Annotated in this window: 19 protein-coding genes; 10 read left to right on the top strand and 9 right to left on the bottom strand. The window is 46.6% G+C overall.

The annotated features are described in order from the left end of the window. Positions 1-187 precede the first annotated feature (187 nt). The 4 genes from ACLIIY_RS21325 to ACLIIY_RS21310 form a co-directional block, all read right to left on the bottom strand. Positions 188-646 carry a hypothetical protein gene (locus ACLIIY_RS21325; protein WP_199455191.1) on the bottom strand — a complete coding sequence of 153 codons (459 nt, stop codon included), beginning with the start codon at positions 644-646 and terminating at the stop codon, positions 188-190. A 13-nt stretch (positions 647-659) separates the two neighbouring features. Then, positions 660-2,333, bottom strand: coding sequence for an LruC domain-containing protein (locus ACLIIY_RS21320; RefSeq protein ID WP_434529344.1), 1,674 nt, complete (start codon positions 2,331-2,333; stop codon positions 660-662). 236 nt (positions 2,334-2,569) lie between these two features. Then, entirely contained in the window at positions 2,570-2,989 is a 420-nt protein-coding gene (locus ACLIIY_RS21315) for a VOC family protein (protein WP_009706429.1), read from the bottom strand. A 4-nt stretch (positions 2,990-2,993) separates the two neighbouring features. Beyond that, positions 2,994-3,794 (bottom strand): PhzF family phenazine biosynthesis protein, encoded by an 801-nt coding sequence (locus ACLIIY_RS21310; protein WP_434529343.1) that lies wholly within the window; start codon positions 3,792-3,794, stop codon positions 2,994-2,996. A 168-nt stretch (positions 3,795-3,962) separates the two neighbouring features. Here ACLIIY_RS21310 and ACLIIY_RS21305 point away from each other — a divergent pair, with 168 nt between their 5' ends. The 9 genes from ACLIIY_RS21305 to cydX all read left to right on the top strand — a co-directional run bounded on the left by ACLIIY_RS21305 (position 3,963) and on the right by cydX (position 11,284). Then, positions 3,963-4,637: a hypothetical protein gene (locus tag ACLIIY_RS21305; protein WP_050567645.1), complete on the top strand. Its 675-nt coding sequence runs from the start codon at positions 3,963-3,965 to the stop codon at positions 4,635-4,637. A gap of 265 nt (positions 4,638-4,902) precedes the next feature. Beyond that, entirely contained in the window at positions 4,903-5,859 is a 957-nt protein-coding gene (locus ACLIIY_RS21300) for an MBL fold metallo-hydrolase (RefSeq protein WP_005429413.1), read from the top strand. Beyond that, positions 5,849-6,163: a hypothetical protein gene (locus ACLIIY_RS21295; protein WP_005436274.1), complete on the top strand. Its 315-nt coding sequence runs from the start codon at positions 5,849-5,851 to the stop codon at positions 6,161-6,163. Before ACLIIY_RS21300 ends, ACLIIY_RS21295 begins: the two co-directional genes overlap by 11 nt. Further along, the gene (locus ACLIIY_RS21290) at positions 6,151-7,017 is read left to right on the top strand and encodes a DUF692 domain-containing protein (protein WP_434529342.1); all 867 of its coding nucleotides are present in this window, start codon (positions 6,151-6,153) and stop codon (positions 7,015-7,017) included. Before ACLIIY_RS21295 ends, ACLIIY_RS21290 begins: the two co-directional genes overlap by 13 nt. Then, positions 7,010-7,741: an HvfC/BufC family peptide modification chaperone gene (locus tag ACLIIY_RS21285; protein WP_239968670.1), complete on the top strand. Its 732-nt coding sequence runs from the start codon at positions 7,010-7,012 to the stop codon at positions 7,739-7,741. Before ACLIIY_RS21290 ends, ACLIIY_RS21285 begins: the two co-directional genes overlap by 8 nt. Further along, the gene (locus tag ACLIIY_RS21280; protein WP_434529341.1) at positions 7,738-8,337 is read left to right on the top strand and encodes an HvfX family Cu-binding RiPP maturation protein; all 600 of its coding nucleotides are present in this window, start codon (positions 7,738-7,740) and stop codon (positions 8,335-8,337) included. Before ACLIIY_RS21285 ends, ACLIIY_RS21280 begins: the two co-directional genes overlap by 4 nt. An 87-nt stretch (positions 8,338-8,424) precedes the next feature. Next, on the top strand, positions 8,425-10,020 hold the full coding sequence (locus tag ACLIIY_RS21275) for a cytochrome ubiquinol oxidase subunit I (protein ID WP_434529340.1): 1,596 nt from the start codon (positions 8,425-8,427) through the stop codon (positions 10,018-10,020). A 9-nt stretch (positions 10,021-10,029) separates the two neighbouring features. Beyond that, a complete protein-coding gene (cydB, locus tag ACLIIY_RS21270) occupies positions 10,030-11,166 on the top strand; it encodes a cytochrome d ubiquinol oxidase subunit II (protein ID WP_394611786.1) in 1,137 nt (378 codons plus the stop codon). Between the two features lie 10 nt (positions 11,167-11,176). Continuing rightward, positions 11,177-11,284 carry a cytochrome bd-I oxidase subunit CydX gene (cydX, locus tag ACLIIY_RS21265; protein ID WP_010453186.1) on the top strand — a complete coding sequence of 36 codons (108 nt, stop codon included), beginning with the start codon at positions 11,177-11,179 and terminating at the stop codon, positions 11,282-11,284. Positions 11,285-11,359: 75 nt separating this feature from the next. Here the strand turns inward: cydX and ACLIIY_RS21260 are convergent, their stop codons facing one another. The 4 genes from ACLIIY_RS21260 to ACLIIY_RS21245 all read right to left on the bottom strand — a co-directional run bounded on the left by ACLIIY_RS21260 (position 11,360) and on the right by ACLIIY_RS21245 (position 13,760). Next, positions 11,360-11,854 (bottom strand): GNAT family N-acetyltransferase, encoded by a 495-nt coding sequence (locus tag ACLIIY_RS21260; RefSeq protein ID WP_434529339.1) that lies wholly within the window; start codon positions 11,852-11,854, stop codon positions 11,360-11,362. Between the two features lie 11 nt (positions 11,855-11,865). After that, the gene (locus tag ACLIIY_RS21255) at positions 11,866-12,195 is read right to left on the bottom strand and encodes a hypothetical protein (RefSeq protein ID WP_045416087.1); all 330 of its coding nucleotides are present in this window, start codon (positions 12,193-12,195) and stop codon (positions 11,866-11,868) included. A gap of 141 nt (positions 12,196-12,336) precedes the next feature. Next, positions 12,337-12,885 carry a nuclear transport factor 2 family protein gene (locus tag ACLIIY_RS21250; protein WP_408739651.1) on the bottom strand — a complete coding sequence of 183 codons (549 nt, stop codon included), beginning with the start codon at positions 12,883-12,885 and terminating at the stop codon, positions 12,337-12,339. A gap of 11 nt (positions 12,886-12,896) precedes the next feature. Next, a complete protein-coding gene (locus ACLIIY_RS21245; protein WP_434529511.1) occupies positions 12,897-13,760 on the bottom strand; it encodes an alpha/beta hydrolase in 864 nt (287 codons plus the stop codon). A 302-nt stretch (positions 13,761-14,062) separates the two neighbouring features. Here ACLIIY_RS21245 and ACLIIY_RS21240 point away from each other — a divergent pair, with 302 nt between their 5' ends. Further along, positions 14,063-14,968 (top strand): helix-turn-helix transcriptional regulator, encoded by a 906-nt coding sequence (locus tag ACLIIY_RS21240; RefSeq protein ID WP_152163883.1) that lies wholly within the window; start codon positions 14,063-14,065, stop codon positions 14,966-14,968. A 2-nt stretch (positions 14,969-14,970) separates the two neighbouring features. On the opposite strand, the gene ACLIIY_RS21235 is transcribed toward ACLIIY_RS21240, so the two are convergent. After that, complete coding sequence (locus ACLIIY_RS21235) at positions 14,971-15,885, bottom strand: helix-turn-helix domain-containing protein (RefSeq protein ID WP_434529338.1); 915 nt, start codon at positions 15,883-15,885, stop codon at positions 14,971-14,973. Between the last annotated feature and the right edge of the window lie 67 nt (positions 15,886-15,952).

Here is a 15,952-nt window from a genome sequence, read left to right as displayed (position 1 = left end):
ATTTCTTTTAAATAACAAGTTGTTAATTCACTTTCGAGATACGGTTAGAAAAGGGCATATTGAAAGTGGCCGCCATTCTATCTGATTCGTTCAATAGGTGATATAGATCACGCTAATGTTGCGAAGGATTTTTATCAAAAATAAAGCGTGGCTTTAACCACGCTTTGCTTATTAACGACATCTTGGATTAAAAATCGAGATGGTAATTGTTGTTGGATTGATTCAACGAAATCACCCAGTTCTTCTCAGATTCACCTGCATTCATTGGAACCCATTGCGCGTACAACTTTGTCCAATTGCCATTCACCTCTAACTCAACCTGATTGGTTCGGGTTGGATAAATGGTGGTAATGCGTGACATTGGGTCTGCAATCACATCGCCGTTTTCCGCCGTAAATGCCTCTTTGGTGTAGAGATGCAATGCACCATCAGAAGCCCCTTGATAGTTCATAGACAAGGTAATGGTCTCGCCAACATCAAAGGAAAAGTCACGTTGTGCCACAATGTCTTGTGTGTCATCAGTCTCATCCACCACTGGCGCAGGAGTTGGGGTTGAAGAGCCGCCCCCTCCGCCGCCACCGCCTCCACAAGCAGCGACTAGAGTTGAAGCAAACATGATGGTCAGAAGTTTTGTCGAAGTATTCATGTGATGATCCTTGCTATTCCGTTGCTGAGATAACTTTGCCACTCGCTGGCGCGTTGTACCAACTGGTGTCCGTTTCGCCACTGCTGGTTACCCAAGTTGGGAACCCTGTGTAGGCATGGCTGATATCTGTGTTCTCGGTTGGGTGATCCCATTCATCACGAATGTTGATTGCCCAAGGCATGTTGTTGCTGGTTAAGAAGTATTCCGAGCCGCCTGTGTCATCATCATGCAGGTTGAACAATGCGTTATTCATGTCCCCAGTACCTGAGAATGCCTTAAAGTGGGTTTGCCATGTCATGCCCGGGAAGGTCGTAACAAAGTCACCGTGGTACGTACCTTCTGCCGCAAAGATGAATGAGTCATAAGGCGGGTAACCGATTTGATCTCGTGCGACTGGCGTGGTCAGTTCGACGACCATCTGGTAGCTGAGGATGTCGGTCGCTTGCTGATTCAAACAATTGCTCTGAGTGCGGTAATAAGTACAACCTGAAGTCAGAACACCAAGCGCATCCAATTCAGCTCTTAAATCCTCCGATACCACCAACACAGTTTCGCTGCCAGATTGAAGCACCGTATGTTCCACTGCTTGCCCATTTTTGGTCACCGTTACCGATGCTACGTTGGACGAATCCACATTAGGCAGCTTCACGGCAAAACCATTGGAATAACCCGCCCCCATCGCTTGCAGGGTGTAATCGACGGTAATGGTCTTCAATTCACGTTGGCCATTCAACAGTTCGGTCACACGGTAGCGCCACACCACATCGTTAAAATCGTAGTCACCCATTAACGGCCAGCGATCTTCGAATGCCATGGTCGCATAAGTATCGGAGCTTGGATAAACCGACGTCACAGTCACCTCTGGGTTGTTCTCTTGGACCAACACTTCGTATTTCGAGTCGGTAGTGCCATCGGTGTTCACGCCATCCACCGCCGAGAAAGGTGAAATATCCACGGTAAAAATCAAATCGTTGAAATCGTTATCGCCACTCGGACGGCGAATGTCTTCAAAACCAAGCACCAAAAATTCATTCTCGGTATCCAAGAACGCAACGTTATGGCGGCGATAATTGGCGGTCGTCTCTGGATTCAAACTGGATAAGCTGTAAAAAGGTGTGTTCCAAGGACCAAGGTAAGGAATGTTGTTATAGGTACTCACATACCAACCATTCGGGATGACGAAAAACGCAAGCGTCTGACCCGCGGTTAACTGCACATCGAGATCGATAGTGTCACCTTCCTGCATGTCACCATCTGGCGCTTTCGAAGCATTTGGGAAGATCACCATGTGCGTTTCGATATCGTCTTTGCTAGTTGGCGGATTGTTGGTGTCGTAGACAAAATAGCCTAGCGAATTTCGATAGCCAGCCCCCTCATTAAGAAACGTCACTGAGGCCGTCGCGTACTCAGCGCCATCAAGCTCTTCATCGATATCAATGTTTGAATAGCGTTCCGGTGCAATAAACGCACTGTTAACGTAAGTCCCTTCAGGAAGCATCGAGTACACATTCGTCAGCGTATCCTGAGGTAAGGTTTCCGCAATGGAAGTGGTCTCTAATGGTTTACCTTTGATGGTGTAGTTTGCATTGTCACTGCCTGACTCGAACGATAAATCACTGGTAGTGAGCGCGTATCCGGACATCGATACGCAGCAACTGGTTAGCGCAATAAGTTTCCCTGCTTTCATGTTATTCCCCTCATCAACTGAATCGTTGGTCGTAGAGGGTTAACGCAAATATGATGCCGAAATTACCTCATTTAAAAACAAAGCTTTATATTGATTTAAATATCATTCTCATTTTGAGAATTAAGCTGATAGGCAAAGTGAAGCGAAATGAGAAGAGAAGAAGGAAATGCAAGAGGCGGATATTTGAAACAAAAAGAGCGCCCCGAAAGACGCTCTTAATATCGATGAATTCGAGTCTATGAACGCGACGCCATTGGGTGGCTTGGGCTCATCTCTAGCAAGTCCCACAGGTTGCCATAGAGATCTTCAAATACGGCGACTGTGCCGTAGTCTTGCTCTGCTGGCGGGCGAACAAACTTAATACCCTGCTCTACCATTCGGTTGTAATCACGCCAGAAGTCATCTGTATTCAAAAATAGGAATACACGTCCACCGGTTTGATTACCGATGAAGTCATGCTGCTCGGGCTTAGACGCTTTTGCTAGCAATAATGTCACACCATTAGAACCCGGTGGAGAAACCACAACCCAGCGCTTATCTTGCTCTGGTTGGTACGTATCTTCCACCAGCTCAAACTTCAGCTTATTCACATAAAAATCAATCGCTTCATCGTAATCTTTTACGACCAAAGCAATATGGATAATGGATTGTTTCATCGCGTTATACCTTTAGTTTTCCGCTGATTACCGTCTTTGCGGAGCCAATCAGTTTAATACGCCCATTTTCAAGCAGTTCGGTTTGTAAATGACCGCCGCGGGCTGAGGCTTGATAGGCACGGAACTGATTTTGACCGAGTTTTTGCGACCAAAACTGAGTCAGTGCGCAGTGGGCTGAGCCTGTAACAGGATCTTCGTTCACGCCTACCCAAGGAGCGAAGTAGCGCGAGATAAAGTCGAGATCTGGGGAATTCGACTGAGCAGTTACCACCACGCCACGCCCTTGAATGCTCTTTAATGCGTCAAAGTTAGGCTCGAGATCCAGCACGGCTTGTTCACTGTCGACTTCAATAAAGCCTTTGCTGTCAAACTGAGCGTAAGAAACCACCTGCTCTGCTTTCAATCCAAGTGCCGCTAGCAACGTAGCGTCTTGTTCAACACCCATTTCAAGCTGAGTCGAAGGAAAGTCGAGCTCAATCGTTGACTCGTTCACTTTTGCGTGAAGCTCACCAGAGAGGGTTTGAAAGGCAATGGTATCGCCAACCTTCGCTAATCCTTGTTCTTTTAAGATTTGCGCTGTGGCTAATGTGCCATGACCACATAGCGCCACTTCTACCTTAGGTGTGAACCAACGCAGTCGCATGTCTTTCAAACAGAGAAAAGCAGTTTCTGATACCGCCATTTCTTCAGCGATAGAGAACATCAATGCCTCTGGTAACGGTTCTGGTGAGAGGCAGACTCCTGCAGGGTTTCCTTTAAAAGGTTCGGTGGTGAAAGAGTCCACTTGGTAGATATCGAGATCCATGATGCCTCCATTTTTTGAAAGCCCCAATGTATCAACTCTCGCTTGTTGAGCAAATCCCAATTAGTGAATTGTTTCATTAACTCTAAAAAATAAAGTACGACATACCATTTACATAAAAACAATTAACAGTACAATACACCGTATAAATCAAAAGGCGAAGAGAATACCATGAAGAAAATCTTGTTAATCATTGTTTCATTTGCAGCATTGGCTCTTTCAGGTTGTGCGAGCAAACCCTACTACGGTCAAGTTCAATCAATTGATGCGCCAGATGTAGGCCTTGTAACAACAAAATCATTGGGCGAACCAATTGTCGAATACAGCTACGCACAAACTAAAGATTCATTTAGCGTACACACCCCACTTGATCTGAAGGGTGGCTTGCTTACGATGGAAGTCGGTACCTACGTAAAAGTAGCGGATGCAAGCAGATATGACGAGTACATGGCGGTCTCACCTACGGCAGGGATGGATTCAGGCTTTACTCTGCATAAAACCAATATCTACCTAGACAAAACCAACAACACTGTCTGCAACTATGACGTTTTGTATTTCTGTACCGACGAAAATGCACCCGTTTCAATCAAACCAAGAACAGTGGAAGGCGCTGACTCTCAATTTAAAGAAATGATTTATACGGGTAAACATGGCTCAAAAGTGAACTTCATGTACCGTGAGTTCACCAACAACATGATCAGAGGAGCATTTACTGTTCCTGTCGAATATGACCTGACAGAAGGGAAAGTCATCTCTTACAAAGGAGCTGAATTCGAGATCATTGAAGCGACCAACCGTCATCTCAAATACATCGTAAGAAAACACTTTACTCCTCTAAGCCTTTAACAGCTTAGGTTTGAAGACAAACAAAAGGCACCCTTCGCGGTGCCTTTTTACATTCTGATGCTTGTTCAGCTCAAACCAATAACGTTCAATTTACCTGAACGAAACTTTAAAATTACTAGATATAATTAACCATTCATATTGGATATCTTATTCCCGTGCTTTGACGGACATCAAAAACAAATCGTTTTTCCTACCTCTTCAGCACTTCTTTGGATGCTCACCCAAAGAAAATAAATATGAAAAATCAAACTCATAGGTATTCAATATGAAACAGCCTTTAAAAGCGTTAGTGCTGGCTCTAGGGTTATCCTTAGGTGCAGCCAACTGTTACGCATTAACTGTCGAACCGCTCGAAAAAGATTTTACTTTGCAGCTACTCGGATCCGGTGGACCAATCTCTGATGACCTGCGTGCATCGTCTGGTGAACTGATTTGGTGGAAAGGAAAATCACGCGTGATGATCGATGCCGGTGGCGGTGTTTATCTGCGTTTTGGTCAAGCGGGCGGCAAACTGGAAGACTTAGACTTCCTTGGTTTAAGCCACTTTCACACTGACCACGTCGCTGACGTTCCTGCCTTATTAAAAGGTGGCTACTTCTTTGACCGTCAAGATCCCCTTGATATCGCAGGCCCTGAAGCAGGCTCTGCATTTCCTAGCTTAACCGGTTACATGAAAGCGCTTTTCGACGGTGATGAAGGCGCTTACGCATATCTGAACGGTTTATTTGATGGCAGCGATGGCTTGTTCCCCGTCACCATTACTGATGTGCCATACAAAACTTCCCAAGGCACCAAGGTGTACGAGCAAGATGGGTTGACCATTTACGCTCTCGGCATCCCACACGGCGACGTTCCTTGTCTCGCTTTTCGAATCGAAAGTGCCGAAGGCGTGATGGTGATTTCCGCTGACCAAAACGGCAGTAACCCTGACTTCATCGACTTCGCTAAAGGTGCCGACATTTTATTGATGCCATTGGCAATTCACGAAGAAGCCGACGAAGTCTCATCGTTTATGCACGCTAAGCCATCGGTTGTCGGCAAGATCGCCGCAGAAGTAAATCCAAAACTCTTGGTGCTTAACCACTGGATGGGCTTAGGTCTAAAACTCAAACCCGCTTCCATCAAGATCGTCAAAGAGTACTACCACGGTCAAGTTATCGCTGGTCACGACTTATCTAGCTACCCAATGAGCGCAGCGAAGGAGATGTCTCATGAACAATAAACTCGCTCTATCTATCGCGATGACGTCTGTCATTACTTTGAACTCAGGTATGGCGTTTGCCGATGCTCCCACCGAGGCTCCTGTTGAAGCTCAATCCAGCTCTCAACATGGCGGTAAGTGTGCGGCTGGTAAATGCGGTACAGAGAAACGCTTCGAGAAACAAGAGTTAAAAGATGATCCGCAAGGCCGTTTGGTACGCGCCCGAGACGGTAAATGTGGTGTGACAGGTGAAGGCATCAACCCTTCGGCTGAAACCATCAAATTAACCAAAAGCAAAATCACAGGTGGGGTATGCGGACAATAACCGATACATCAAAAGGGATTGGGCTGCGCAGCGAACACGTTGATTTGCTGTGTCAGTTGCCCGAGCACCCAGATATCGATTTCCTCGAATTGGCACCGGAAAACTGGATGAATATTGGCGGCTTGAAACGTGAACAACTGCAAGACATTGCTAAATATTATCCGCTTGTCGCTCATGGCTTGAGCTTATCGATTGGTGATTGCCAACCGTTAAACGAGTCTTTTGTACGAGACGTCGCACGCTTTCTCGATGAATTTAATATCGACATCTATAGCGAACATCTGAGTTTCTCTAGAGACAATCAGGGCTATTTGTATGAACTGCTTCCGATCCCTCGACATAAAGAGAACATTCCGTATTTGGTCGAACGCATTCAACGCGTGCAAGACATTATTCAGCGTCCATTGGCGTTAGAGAATATCTCTTACTACCACGATTACGGACATGAAATGCCAGAGGGCGAGTTTATCGCTGAAGTGAGTGACCGCAGTGGATGTGAGCTGCTTATCGACATCAACAATGTGTTCGTCAACAGCCGAAATCATCATTTCTGCCCTTACGACATGCTGAGCACTTTACCAAGCGACGCGATTCGTTATTACCACATTGCGGGTCACTTGAAAGAGCGTGATGACTTCTTGATCGATACTCATGGTAAACCAGTGCCTGATGAAGTGATTGATCTGGCTCGCTACACCTACTCGGTACATGGCAGCAAACCTTTACTGCTTGAGCGCGACCACAATGTGCCGTCGTTGCTTGTTCTGGCTGAAGAGCTTCGCAGCATTCATGGCGAGATCTTGGATTTCAGTCAAACACTCGAAGTGTTGTGTAAGGAGGTGCTCAATGCTTAATCCTCCGAGCAAAATGCGCGCGCAAACCGAGTCCCTAACGGCTCTAATTCGCACGCCTATGAATCAGCATGCGCTGTGTCGATATAGCGAATTTATCCGCGACAACATCTTGGGTGTCGTTGCGAATACGTTCCCTCTATTTTCTTCGCAGTTCGCTGATGAACAACTTGAACGCATGGTGGATGACTTTGTGGTGATGCATGGCGCGTCCGAGCCTGAGTTTCATCATATTGCCACCGAGTTTGTTCAGTTTTTGCAGCAGAAAGCGCATCAAGATTCCAGCTCCATCTCTGCCGATCAGAAGGCGTTATTGGAATATGAATGGGTGGCGTTCAATGTAGAAATTGACACCTTAGTCGCGGCATTCAATTCTCCCTCGAATCCGATATTCGAAGAGAATCAAGTGCTGCAACTCAACCCAACATTAAAGCTGGTCGAAGTGCCTTTCTTGCTGCATCAAGACTCCGTGACCTTCTTAACTGACAGGCGTCACCCTGTGTTTTATGGCGTGTTTCGGAACTCACAGCATCATGTGATATCGCAAAAGCTCAGAGAAGTGGATGTCGCATTGATTCAGCTATTACAACAGCAACCAAACCTGACTCTGGCGCAACTACAACAAATGATTGCTCAGCAACTCGCCAGATTCAGTTTCATGGAGTGGGCTCAACACTTCAGTGAACTAGGACTCGTCAGCGTCCGCCCTTCAGGAGAAAAATTATGATTAAGTCAGCCCTCAATTGGTTCGACGGCCTCGTCGAGAAATGCAAAAGATACGATTACTTAGCGTTACTTGCGATTCGTCTCTACCTCATTCCAGTCATTTTTGTTGGCGCTCGCTCTAAGGTGCTGGGTTTCTCGGGCACCGTAGCGTGGTTTGGCGCGTCCACCGCAGATGGTGGTTTGAACTTCCCATTTCCCGAGTTGTTAGCGTTTCTTGCCGCAGGTACGGAAGTGCTTGGCTGTATTTGTATCGCATTGGGTTTGTTTACCCGAGTGATGTCGATTCCGATGATTTTCTTGATGAGTGTTGCGAGCGCAATGGTGCACTGGAAACACGGTTGGGATGCCATCGCTACTGGCGGCATGGAAGCAACGGTACGTTTGAACGGCTTTATTGAATGGTTAGCAACTAACTTCCCAGGTCGATACAACTACATCACCGAATTGGGTGACCCAGTAATGCTCAACAACGGTATGGAGTTCGCAGCGACCTACTTTGTGATGTTGCTGGTGCTGTTCTTCTACGGCGGTGGTCGCTACGTAAGCTTGGATTACTGGTTGAGAAAACCTTTCTCTCGTACACCAGCAAAGGCGTAACTCAAGTGCCCAAGCTTTAACGCTTAATTAAACAGACTAATAATAACCTTATCTAACCCGCTACTCTGGTAGCGGGAAGGAGTCCTTATGTTTGCAGATGTCGTTGATCTGTCGCGGTTTCAGTTCGCTAGTACCGCACTCTATCACTTTATATTCGTCCCACTGACCATAGGTTTGTCTTTCTTGCTGGCCGTTATGGAGTCTTTGTACGTCATGACGGGAAAAACCATTTACAAGGACATGACCAAGTTCTGGGGTAAGTTATTCGGGATTAACTTCGCTGTGGGCGTGGCGACCGGTCTTACCATGGAGTTTCAATTTGGTACCAACTGGGCGTATTACTCTCACTATGTGGGCGATATTTTCGGGGCGCCGCTTGCCATCGAAGCCTTGATTGCCTTCTTCCTCGAATCCACCTTAGTCGGCATGTTCTTCTTCGGTTGGGATCGATTATCAAAACGCCAACACTTGTCAGTCACTTGGCTGACAGCGCTAGGTTCTAACTTCTCTGGGTTATGGATTTTGATGGCAAATGGCTGGATGCAAAACCCAGTCGGCGCAGAATTCAATTACCAAACCATGAGAATGGAAATGATCAACTTTGCTGATGTGGTGTTTAACCCCGTCACGCAAGTGAAGTTTGTTCATACCGTGGCTGCCGGTTACACCACAGGTGCTTTGTTTGTGATGGGCATCAGTGCTTACTACTTACTCAAAGGTCGAGATATCTCGTTCGCTCGCCGTTCGTTTGCGGTGGCGTCTGCATTTGGTATGGCTGCGATTGTGTCGACATTGATGCTGGGTGATGAATCGGGTTACGAGCTTGGTGACGTGCAACAGGTAAAACTCGCGGCAATTGAGTCCGAATGGCACACCGAAGAAGCACCCGCCTCGTTCACGCTATTTGGCTTACCAAACCAAGAAACCATGGAAACCGACTACGCCATTAAGGTTCCATATCTAATGGGGATCATCGCGACTCGCTCACTGGATGAACCAGTGATGGGCTTACGCGATCTGATGGCACAGAACGAAGATCGTATCCGCGATGGTATCCAAGCTTACGGCATGCTAGAGGAACTTCGCGCAGGTAACGACAGCCCTGAAAACATCGCTCAATTCGATGAGATGAAGAAAGATCTCGGCTACGGTCTGCTCTTGAAGAAATACACTGAGAACGTCACCGACGCGACTGAAAGTCAAATCAAGCAAGCGGCGCAAGACACGATTCCTCAAGTAGCACCTCTGTTCTGGAGCTTCCGAATCATGGTGGCTTGTGGGGTATTGATGTTCGCCATTATCGGTTTGTCTTTCGTCCAAGTCTGCCGCAGAAAATTAGGTTCGAGTCCTTGGTTATTGAGAGCGGCACTATGGGCGATTCCATTGCCTTTCATAGCTTGTGAAGCAGGTTGGTTCGTTGCCGAATATGGACGTCAGCCATGGGCAATTGGTGAGGTGCTTCCGGTCAATATGGCAGTATCTAACCTCGCACCAAGTGACATTTGGATTTCGCTCGGCTTTGTTTATGTGCTCTACACAGCGTTCTTAATTGTAGAAATGTTCTTGATGGTGAAGTTTGCCAAACGTGGACCAAGCGTACTCAAAACGGGCCGCTATCACCATGAAGAAAACAACGAAAAACACAAACAACCCGACACATTCAAACTGATTGATCAGCACTAAGGAGGCACTATGTTTGATTACGAAAACCTACGCCTATTTACTTGGGCGATCGTTGGTGTGCTGTTGATTGGTTTCACCATCACCGACGGATTCGATATGGGGGTAGCCGCGCTGCTCCCTGTTATGGGGAAAAAGAACCTAGAACGTCGCGTAATGCTAAACGCTATCGCGCCGCACTGGGACGGCAACCAAGTTTGGCTAATTACCGCTGGTGGTGCCATCTTCGCGATATGGCCCTTGGTATACGCCGCAGCGTTTTCCGGCTTCTACATTGCCATGCTGTTAGTGCTCGCATCCCTTTGGTTGCGTCCTATCGGTATGGATTACCGAGCTAAAATCGATAATCCGCAATGGCGTAACGCATGTGATATCGCCTTGTTCATCAGCGGTATTATTCCACCGATTATCTTTGGGGTTGGCTTCGGTAACTTGTTAGTCGGTGTGCCGTTCGAGTTAAACAACTTGCTGATGCTCGATTATCAAGGTGGGTTCTTTGACTTGCTAACTCCATTCCCAATTCTGTGTGGCTTGGTGAGCTTAACCATGGTGGTGACACAAGGTGCTGCTTTCCTTCAAATGAAAACCAAACATGAGCTACGCACTCGAGCACAAAACATCACGTTGTGGGGCGCGGGGGCAACCATGTTGCTGTTTATGTTTGGCGGTTTGTTCGCGGCATCGCAATCGGGTTACATCATCATAGGCGCAATGCTTAAAGATGGCATTTCAAACCCACTCAACAAACAAGTGGTGAGCATCGCGGGTGATTTATTGCATAACTTCAGCGAAATGCCGCAACTTTGGTTGATTCCATTTACTGCGGTAACGAGCTTACTGGTGTGTTTTTGGGCAACGGTCTCTCGCCGTGCTGGGGTGGCGTTTACTATGTCGAGCATTGCGATTGCTTGCATCATTTTAACTGCAGGCGTCACCTTGTTCCCGATGATCATGCCATCAAGCATCAACCCATCGCACAGCTTAACGTTATGGGATGCGACATCGAGTGAGAAAACGCTCGGAATTATCTCTATCGTTGCCATCATCGTTGTACCTGTGATTCTGGGCTACACCGCATGGTGTTACTACAAAATGTTCGGACGTTTGGATAACAACTACATCCGCAGCAACAGCTCATCGCTCTATTAAGGAGGCAAGTATGTGGTACATGTGTTGGGTACTTGGCGTATTACTCGCCTGCGCCTTTGGTGTCATCAATGGTTTATGGCTAGAGAACACTGGACGCTTTGAAGAGGAAGAGTTCTAACCTCTCACGTCAGAACGGAGCATTCCCAATAACAAACGCCCTCAATCACGAGGGCGTTTGTTCATATCAATGAGTTTACTCTGCCGACAATCGATAGCGGCGCACTTCGTACTGGTCTTGTTCTGAATAAAATGTATTGAGAAACTCGCCACCCGCCTTTTCGATCACGCGTCTTGATGCGGTATTGTTCACATCACAAGTCACGATAGCGCTGCCTTCTATCACCTCGGCTTTCACCCAATTCAACATGAATGTGGCGATGCCTTTGCCTTGAGCATCTGGCGCAGTTTCGTAACCAATGTGCCCAATCACATTTTCAAGGTAGTCGTTATTACCATCACGAACCCGAATCGAACCAAGTATCACCCCTTCCTCGATACAGAAGTATGTCGAAGACGGCATCCAACCTTCCGGCAAGCCTTCGCCTTTCGCGTATCCAACTCGTTTTTTCAACAGCGCTTCACTGTCGCTTTGGGCAGCGACGTACATTTCCATTCCCGCATGAGCACACTTTTCAACATACTGCTCAAACGCCTCTAAATGACTGAGATTGGCTTTAACTATTTGCATGCTCGCTCTCCTTACCAGACATTCATTTTGAAATACAACAAGAAGCAGGTAATAAAAATTAAGCCACACCATGCGAAAAAGATCTTCGCTTTTTGCTCTGCACTGGCTTCTTCTGGATCTGGTTGCAGGATGAAGTAATAACAAACGATGGGAATGAGTTCGTAGGTTTTAGCAATGTATTGATGCCCCATTTCAAGAAATGGCGGGACGTACAAATACACCACGGTATAAACAATGAAATAAAATGTACCAAGAATGCGGTGCAAACCGATGGATTGCCCTTCTCGGAAAAACCAAACTAATGCTGCCAAACCGGCAAAGACTGCGACGAGTAAAAACATCCGTTCTTCTACCCTTCTTTTGAAACTTTCTCCTACCCTATTGAAACCACTCAATTAATCAAATGGTTATGTTGCCAAACACGATAAAGCTCAAACAGAAAAGGCACCAATTGGTGCCTTTGTGACGCTCTGACGCGTTTATTAGTACGTGACTTTAAGTGCCTCGCGCGCTTTTAGGTTTTGCGCCGCATGCTTAGGCGCTTCTGCCAAGACATCTCTGCTGCCTTGCTCTGCTTTTCGATTCAGTTTCACTGAGATGATTTGCCAGTTATCGCCTGCTCGTTGCAACCCAAACTCGTATTCACCCGAAACCGCCCAGAAACCTTCTTCACCGAGCCAATGACTTGCGGTGAAATCGACTGTTGCACTCGCCTTATCGCCATCAATAGAGACGTTCAGGTTGCTCAAGTCATGGAATGTCGCATCAAACCCAGGCAGGAAACCCGCCCACTGCTGCATTAAATCTTGGCGTTTGACTTGTTGAACTTCACCGCCAAACAACGAAGTGTAATCCACCGTTAATTCTGGAGCGAACAGTCGACCTAAGTATTCAAATGCGCCTTGGTCTGCCAAAGCCGAGAAGCTGTTAATGTTGCTACGAATTTTCGCTTCGTCCAAGGACATGGTTTGAGCATTCACATTCATGGCAATCACTCCGATAAACAGTAACCACAGTTGTTTAAGCTTCATCACGTGATTCCTTATAGGTTCGCTTCGAAGTGCTCTACAACTTCATCGACAGCCAGTTTTACTGCTTCTGGTTGGTCATAGAAATCGAATTGATTGATGTCGTATAGCCATACTGCGTTAACGTTGCTACCGGCATTCTCGATGTAACGATGCGCACCAGCAGGCAGAGCCATGGCTTCAGATGCCACCATTAGCACTGGTTTATCTTGTGTTGCTGCGCTTGCTTGAGCGTCGTAGTTCAACCAACCAGTCCATGATGCAACGTTGTATTGGTTGTCATATTCAGGAATCAAACCGCGGTCAGTTTCTGTGTAGTAAGGTGCTTGGAACATCAGTGCGTTCTCATTGGTTGTGCTTGCCGCTTCAATGTAAACCGGAGTCGCTGAGCGCGCTGCTTCTTCCGCTGCTACGAGTAAGTTTTTCGCACTTTCTTCGCCACCATAAATTTCAGTCGCCATCGCTTTATCGTGCAACCAAGGAGCAACTACTGCCGCGGCTTTTACTTTGTCATTACCGGCAACCGCATCTAGCATGTAGCCAGCTGATGCACAGATACCCAAACCACCGATGCGTGATGCATCAACACCATCGAGCTGACTCACCGCTTCAATCACTGCGCGAATGTCTGCGGTTTTACGTGCAGGATCTTCTAAGTACATCACTTGGTCTTTGCTTTCACCCCAACCACGGAAATCAAACGTCAGTGCCGCATAACCTCGCTCTGCCAATGCTTGAGCATAAACCGCTGGCATCTGCTCTTTCACCGTTGTCCACGCACCCGTCACGATAACAACTGGGGCATTCTTCGCACCTTTTGGTAGGTACAGGTTTGCAGCTAGTTGACCAACTTGAGTATTGAGTTCGATGTGTTTCATGGTGGTGTCCTCTAAAGCTAAGTTCATGTTGTTGTCATTTGCAGAAACTGAATGAGCAAAGGTGGTGAACGGCAAACTACCTAATAGTAGTAAAAGCGATTTCTTAAACATGGCATCCTCTCTGTCTTATGTTTTGCCTAAGCTGTCCGGCTAACTTGGGTATAGATTAGCGCTGCACCGCGAGAGAAGATTGAACATTCCTGCCCAAGTTTTTGTACTTTATTGCCCCCTCAATGAGTTGACGAAATGTGCAAAACTCGGCTAATTTCAGCTAGCAAGTGGAAGAGAACAAAGGAAAGAAAATGAAGTCCGAGCTTAAGTTTTATGACTCTGAATCTAATGCGCTATCAAGCTGTGGCGACGTGCTGGATATTGAGTTTTCAAACCATGGATTAGATTGGTCGGGCGTATTGGTCGAAAAAGGCACGTCCCCTTATTTCTATCCGAAGAATGTCTACACCCCCTACTTCTACTTTGCATTGGCACTAGAAAAAGATTTGAATTGGAGTGTTGAAAAAGATGGCACGTTCGCCGATCTGAAAACCAGCCCGGGCAACATTTGGATTAATCCGCCGAAAACCCCGTTTACCCATGATGTGGCAGAGCCTTGTTACTTCGTGATTTTAGCGATTGAAGAGCAAGAGTTTTTCTCACACTGCCCGCTAAATTTAGAGGGAATTGAGCTGCAATTTTTGAACAACTACAACGTGTTGGATGAGACCATCAAAGGCATCATTGAGCTGTTTATGTTGGAAGCGAAAGCCAAAGGACGAAATGGCAAAACCTACCTCAATAACTTGGTTTCACTCCTTGCAACCCACTACATTCAAAACTACTCCAACTACTTTGACCTTAAGAACAACCAGCTTGCTGCCTCTAAGTTCGACCAACACCAAGTCGATAAGATTGACCAATACATCGAAGAAAACATCGGCAACAACATCGCGGTCGATGATCTCGCAGACTTGCTTGGTTGCAGTAAGTTTTACTTTCTGAGGGAATTCAAAAAGCTGATCGGCGTAACACCTTATCAGTACCTGATGAATAAGCGTTTGGAGCAAGCTCGAGTGGCACTTTCTTCTGGTTCAGTCAATATCGCTTTAACGGCGCACGAGCTTGGCTTTAATGACCAGTCCCACTTTACTCGAGCGTTCAAAAACCATTTCGGTATGACACCGGGACAATTCGTCAAACAACAAGAAAGCTAATCTTAAGACTGGTTAGCTTTCTTCCACTGCAAAGGGGTGATGCCATTCGCGCGTTTAAAGGCACGCACAAACTGAGTGGCATCAGCGTATCCCAAGTGCACAGCAATATCTCTAACGGCACTGTTTCTTTGAATCAAAACGCGTTTGGCAAAAGCAAAGTTGAGCGCCTCTTTTACCTCACGAAAACTGGTGCCTTCTTGCTTCAAACTGCGCTGCACCGTGCGCTTTGAAATGCCAATTAACTCGCTAAACACTTCCAAAGACATATCAACTCGCCCTACATACGCCGCCAAAGCTTGCTCAACATAGTAAGCAAAAGGCTTGTCTTCCGCGCATACATTTATGCTATCGATCCCTTCTAAAGCGGGATACTCCAACGCTAAATGTTCTTGACCAAGAAACTGCGGAATATCGTTTCTGATTTGGAGCTCGGTTAAGGGCTGGCCTTGCGGGTGAAGCAGATAGTAAGCGCTCGGCTCTTGCAGATTGGGGTACCAAGCTTTCAAATACGCATGAAGATAAACCGTTAGAAACAGTTCGGCTTCTATTTGATCGCAAGCACTAGCATGAGCTTTTACATGAATCACATGAGCTGTCGTTTCTAAGCTCAAGGCTCTTAGACCTAAGCTCGTGATGACGTTTTCCGGCGTGGCTTGATTGAACTTTAAATTAAGACTCGCTTGCCTCGCGATACGTTGTAATGAAGAGACAAACACCGTTGCGCCTAAGTGCTGCCTCACCCCAGATAACAACCGAGAAAAAGCATGGAAAGGAATGAACTCAGCCGTTGAAGTGTCTAGCGCAAATGGCATGTCGGCTTGCTCTTGCAATAGCGCCAATGCTTTAGGCTCCAGAGCTAACTGCCCAAGAAAATCATACACGATTGTTTTTCTAATCAATGGGATAGAATGACTCACACCTTCTCCTAAATTCAACACGTCTCTTTTCATTACACGACTTCTGACGTTACTTGACTGGCTTTTC

Origin of the sequence: Vibrio sp. K4 (genome assembly GCF_051122595.1) — a bacterium.
Classification (GTDB): domain Bacteria; phylum Pseudomonadota; class Gammaproteobacteria; order Enterobacterales; family Vibrionaceae; genus Vibrio; species Vibrio owensii.
This window is presented reverse-complemented; position numbering and strand designations above follow the sequence as displayed.

What these genes read in the sequence shown, in the direction of transcription:
- ACLIIY_RS21315 (WP_009706429.1), bottom strand. Translation starts at nt 2,989, where the DNA reads ATGAAACAATCCATTATCCATATTGCTTTGGTCGTAAAAGATTACGAT.
- ACLIIY_RS21250 (WP_408739651.1), bottom strand. Translation starts at nt 12,885, where the DNA reads ATGAAGCTTAAACAACTGTGGTTACTGTTTATCGGAGTGATTGCCATG.
- ACLIIY_RS21310 (WP_434529343.1), bottom strand. Translation starts at nt 3,794, where the DNA reads ATGGATCTCGATATCTACCAAGTGGACTCTTTCACCACCGAACCTTTT.
- cydX (WP_010453186.1), top strand. Translation starts at nt 11,177, where the DNA reads ATGTGGTACATGTGTTGGGTACTTGGCGTATTACTCGCCTGCGCCTTT.
- ACLIIY_RS21325 (WP_199455191.1), bottom strand. Translation starts at nt 646, where the DNA reads ATGAATACTTCGACAAAACTTCTGACCATCATGTTTGCTTCAACTCTA.
- ACLIIY_RS21300 (WP_005429413.1), top strand. Translation starts at nt 4,903, where the DNA reads ATGAAACAGCCTTTAAAAGCGTTAGTGCTGGCTCTAGGGTTATCCTTA.
- ACLIIY_RS21275 (WP_434529340.1), top strand. Translation starts at nt 8,425, where the DNA reads ATGTTTGCAGATGTCGTTGATCTGTCGCGGTTTCAGTTCGCTAGTACC.
- ACLIIY_RS21295 (WP_005436274.1), top strand. Translation starts at nt 5,849, where the DNA reads ATGAACAATAAACTCGCTCTATCTATCGCGATGACGTCTGTCATTACT.
- ACLIIY_RS21255 (WP_045416087.1), bottom strand. Translation starts at nt 12,195, where the DNA reads ATGTTTTTACTCGTCGCAGTCTTTGCCGGTTTGGCAGCATTAGTTTGG.
- ACLIIY_RS21305 (WP_050567645.1), top strand. Translation starts at nt 3,963, where the DNA reads ATGAAGAAAATCTTGTTAATCATTGTTTCATTTGCAGCATTGGCTCTT.
- ACLIIY_RS21240 (WP_152163883.1), top strand. Translation starts at nt 14,063, where the DNA reads ATGAAGTCCGAGCTTAAGTTTTATGACTCTGAATCTAATGCGCTATCA.
- ACLIIY_RS21280 (WP_434529341.1), top strand. Translation starts at nt 7,738, where the DNA reads ATGATTAAGTCAGCCCTCAATTGGTTCGACGGCCTCGTCGAGAAATGC.
- ACLIIY_RS21245 (WP_434529511.1), bottom strand. Translation starts at nt 13,760, where the DNA reads ATGAAACACATCGAACTCAATACTCAAGTTGGTCAACTAGCTGCAAAC.
- ACLIIY_RS21320 (WP_434529344.1), bottom strand. Translation starts at nt 2,333, where the DNA reads ATGAAAGCAGGGAAACTTATTGCGCTAACCAGTTGCTGCGTATCGATG.
- ACLIIY_RS21290 (WP_434529342.1), top strand. Translation starts at nt 6,151, where the DNA reads ATGCGGACAATAACCGATACATCAAAAGGGATTGGGCTGCGCAGCGAA.
- ACLIIY_RS21285 (WP_239968670.1), top strand. Translation starts at nt 7,010, where the DNA reads ATGCTTAATCCTCCGAGCAAAATGCGCGCGCAAACCGAGTCCCTAACG.
- cydB (WP_394611786.1), top strand. Translation starts at nt 10,030, where the DNA reads ATGTTTGATTACGAAAACCTACGCCTATTTACTTGGGCGATCGTTGGT.
- ACLIIY_RS21260 (WP_434529339.1), bottom strand. Translation starts at nt 11,854, where the DNA reads ATGCAAATAGTTAAAGCCAATCTCAGTCATTTAGAGGCGTTTGAGCAG.